Here is a 3,808-nt window from a genome sequence, read left to right on the forward strand (position 1 = left end):
CGCCACGCTGGACGCCGCCGCGGGCCGGGGTCTGCCGGTGGCGGAGCTGCACGCGCGGACCGCCGAGCGGGCGGCCGAGATCACCGCCTACTCGGCGGCGTACCGGGCGTACGTGGGCCGCACCGAAGGGCTGCGCGGAGTGACGCTCGCGCCGTTCGCCGTGCTGGCCGGCGCCGGTGCGAGCTACGCCGACCGCGACCACGGGTGGCACCTGGCGCTCGCCGACCGGCTCTGTTCGGCCGACCCGGAGTTCTTCACCCCGACCCGTCGGCTGGTGGTGGAGCTGGCCGACGAGGCGGCGGTGAACGCCGCGACCGACTGGTGGCTGGCGCTCACCGGTTCCGGCGGCGAGGGCATGGTGGTCAAGCCGTACGCCGGCCCGGCCGCCCGGTCGTCGAAGGGCTCGCTGCTCCAGCCGGGGATCAAGTGCCGCGGCCGGGAGTACCTGCGGATCATCTACGGCCCCGGGTACACCGAAACGGCGCAGCTCGCCGCCTTGCGGCGGCGCTCACTGGGCCGCAAGCGCGGGCTGGCGCTGCGCGAGCACGGCCTGGGCCTGGCCGCCCTGGACGCGCTGGCCGAGGACGCCCCGCTCTGGCGCCGTCACGAGCTGGTCTTCGCCATCCTCGCCTGCGAGTCCGAACCGGTGGACCCCCGCCTCTAGGGGCATGGGCCCGGTCCGGCGCGACGCCGGACCGGGCCCGGGTAACCTGTGTGGCCGTGGACACAGCTGAGAAGACCCGGATGATCTCCGAGAACGTGGCGCTGAACCCGCTCGACCCGAAGGATCTCATCCACACCTTCGGGATGATCGGCGTCTGGGCGATCCTGTTCGCCGAGACCGGTCTGCTGGTCGGGTTCTTCTTCCCGGGTGACTCGCTGCTCTTCCTGGCCGGGGTGGCCGCCTCCCCGGTGGCCGACGCCATCTTCGGCGACGGCACCCGCCTCTCGCTGGCCGGGCTGCTGATCGGCGGCCCGCTCTGCGCGATCGCCGGCGCCCAGCTCGGGCACTGGCTCGGCGCGCGCTACGGCCGGCGCATGTTCGACAAGCCCAACTCCCGGCTCTTCAAGCGGGAGTACGTGGAGAAGGCGGAGTACTACTTCCAGAAGTTCGGCCCGGCCAAGGCCGTGGTGCTGGCCCGCTTCATCCCGATCGTGCGGACGTTCCTCAACCCGGTGGCCGGGGTGCTCGGCATGCCGGCCCGGCAGTTCTTCATCTGGAACGTGGTGGGCGCGATCCTCTGGGTGGACGGCATCCTGCTGATCGGCTACCTGCTGGCCCGCCAGATCTACGACGCCATCGGCGACAAGATCGACAGGTACATCCTGCCGGTGGTCGCGCTGATCATCGTGATCTCGGTGCTGCCGATCTTCTTCGAGTTCCTCCGCGACCGGAAGGCGCGCAAGCGCGGCGAGGCGGTGGCGGTGATCGCCGCGGCGACCGCGGCCGGTGCGGCGGAGGCCGTACGCGACGCCGTCGACGGCGACGACCACCCGCACGGGCACGGCGGGCAGCACCGCCGCTGACCGCGCGAACACCGAAGGCCGGCCCCCGGACGGGAGCCGGCCTTCGCGTACGAGCTGTCGGGCACGGACGGCGACAGCCGTCACCGTGCGACTGGTGACGCCACCCTGGCACGCCACCGGTCACCCGCACCGGGTCGGGACGACCTGCCGGGTTCGGCGCGCGTGCCATCGCGCCGGGGCCTCGGCCGGCCGACCCGTCCTCGGACGGGCCGTGGTTCAGCGAGCCTTCTTGGTGGCCCGCTTCCGCGGCGGGGTGAGCAGATCCGCGATCGTGGCGATCGCGGTCGGCACCAGCCGGTAGTACGCCCAGACCCCGCGCTTCTCCCGCTCCAGCAAGCCGGCCTCGGTGAGGATACGCAGGTGGTGGCTGACCGTCGGCTGCGAGAGGCCGAGCGGCGCGGTGAGGTCACACACGCACGCCTCCCCCTCGGGAGCCGACTGGATCAGGCTGAGCAGCCGGAGCCGGGCGGGGTCGGCGAGGGCCTTGAGGACCCCCGCCAGCCGCTCGGCGTCGGCGCGTTCGATCGGCTCGCCGGCAAGCGGCGAGATCTGAGGCATGGTCATTTCAGCCAACGCAGTTCCCACGTATTCCATCCTTCCACCAGCAGCATCGATCCGCCTGCATATCAGCAGATCCGAATCGGCAAACTTTTACGCCACAAGGCCGAGGTCAGCCAACGTATAGGCCGCCCGATACGGCAATCCGGCGGCTCGCACCGCGTCGCCGGCGCCTCGATCAACAATAACCGCCACACCCACCACGTCGGCTCCGGCCTCGCGCAACGCCTCGACCGCCGTCAACACGCTGCCACCCGTGGTCGAGGTGTCCTCCACCGCCAGGACCCGGCGACCCGCGACGTCCGGCCCCTCGATCCGACGCTGGAGCCCGTGCGCCTTGCCCGCCTTGCGGACCACGAACGCGTCCAGCGGGCGGTCGGTGCCGGCCGAGGCGTGCAGCATCGCGCCCGCCACCGGATCGGCGCCCAGGGTCAGTCCACCGACCGCGTCGTACGACCAGTCGGCGGTGAGGTCGCACATCACCCGGCCGATCAGCGGAGCGGCCCGGTGATGGAGCGTGACGCGACGCAGATCGACGTACCAGTCCGCCTCACGGCCCGAGGAGAGCACCACCCGACCGTGGACCACAGCCAGGTCAGTGATGAATTTACGCAGGTCGTCGTGGTCCCCCATGGCGATAGAGCGTACTTCGCAAGTCTGGACGCCGTCTGTGGGGTCCGCCCCGATCACCCGGCGGGCAACCGATGAGTGGCAATGTCCGGCTACGCTGCGCAACCGTCCATCCAGGGCCGGGGAGCGCGGCCGGGTCGGCGGCGAACCCCCCGACCGTCAGCCGTGGCCCCGGTCGACGGTCCCCCGGGTGTCCCGGACGGCGCCGCGCAGCAACCGCTTCGGCGCATGCCGCAGCCCGGCCACGGCCAGCTTGTACTTCCAGCTCGGCACGCTCACCAACTTGCCTTTTCCCAGGTCACGCAGTCCTTCGGCGACCACGTCGTCGGCTCGCAGCCACATCCAGGCGGGTGTGCGCGTCATGTCGATGCCGGCGCGTTCGTGGTAGCCGGTGCGGGTGTAGCCGGGGCAGAGCGCCATCACGCGTACGCCGAGCGGAGCCACCGACTGGCCGATCGACTCGCTGAAGTTCGTCACCCACGCCTTGCTGGCCGAGTACGTCGATCCCGGCATGGGTACGCCGAAACCCGCAACCGAAGAGACATTTATCACTGCCCCCGTCCCCCGCTCGATCATCGGACCGAGGGCGGCGTGGGTCAGCCGGAGCACCGCCAGCACGTTGAGCCGGACCAGGCGGGTCTCGTCCGCGACGCCCGACCGGACGAACGGGGTGTTCAGACTGATCCCCGCGTTGTTCACCAGCAGGTCGACGGCAGGGCCAGCGGTCAGCCGGCGCTCGACCACGGCGCAACCGTCGTCGGTGGACAGATCGGCCGGGATCGTCTTCACCTCGCCGCCGTGCCGGCCGGCCAGCTCGGTCGCCAGGGCGTCGAGCCGGGCGAAGTCGCGGGCCACGAGCACCAGGTTCCAGCCGTCCGCGGCGAGCCGGCGGGCGAACGACTCGCCGATGCCCAGACTGGCGCCGGTGACGAGCGCCCAGCGCCGGGAGGGATGGGGGTCGGGGGTCACGGGCGGTCCTCCGGGGGTGGCGTCGGCCCGGACGGCGGCGTCACCGGCGGGGCGTACGGGGGTGGCGTCGACCCGGTGGGGGCGGACGACGGCGGCATCGGCCCGGGCGGGGCCGACGACGGCG

The 3,808-nt window shown here is 72.2% G+C and carries 4 protein-coding genes and 1 pseudogene; 2 read left to right on the forward strand and 3 right to left on the reverse strand.

The window, feature by feature from the left end; translation table 11 throughout:
- Positions 1-664 (forward strand): annotated as a pseudogene (locus HUW36_RS27790) (polynucleotide kinase-phosphatase); the annotation flags it as partial.
- Between the two features lie 80 nt (positions 665-744).
- Positions 745-1,527 carry a DedA family protein gene (locus HUW36_RS27795; RefSeq protein WP_174530845.1) on the forward strand — a complete coding sequence of 261 codons (783 nt, stop codon included), beginning with the start codon at positions 745-747 and terminating at the stop codon, positions 1,525-1,527.
- 216 nt (positions 1,528-1,743) lie between these two features.
- On the opposite strand, the gene HUW36_RS27800 is transcribed toward HUW36_RS27795, so the two are convergent.
- From HUW36_RS27800 to HUW36_RS27810, 3 genes are all read right to left on the reverse strand, one after another.
- Entirely contained in the window at positions 1,744-2,121 is a 378-nt protein-coding gene (locus HUW36_RS27800) for an ArsR/SmtB family transcription factor (RefSeq protein ID WP_007073957.1), read from the reverse strand.
- Positions 2,122-2,178: 57 nt separating this feature from the next.
- Entirely contained in the window at positions 2,179-2,718 is a 540-nt protein-coding gene (gene pyrE / locus HUW36_RS27805) for an orotate phosphoribosyltransferase (protein WP_091576739.1), read from the reverse strand.
- A gap of 156 nt (positions 2,719-2,874) precedes the next feature.
- Positions 2,875-3,684: an SDR family NAD(P)-dependent oxidoreductase gene (locus HUW36_RS27810; RefSeq protein ID WP_174530844.1), complete on the reverse strand. Its 810-nt coding sequence runs from the start codon at positions 3,682-3,684 to the stop codon at positions 2,875-2,877.
- Positions 3,685-3,808: the final 124 nt, after the last annotated feature.

Origin of the sequence: Micromonospora maritima (genome assembly GCF_902825405.1) — a bacterium.
Classification (GTDB): Bacteria; Actinomycetota; Actinomycetes; order Mycobacteriales; family Micromonosporaceae; genus Micromonospora; species Micromonospora maritima.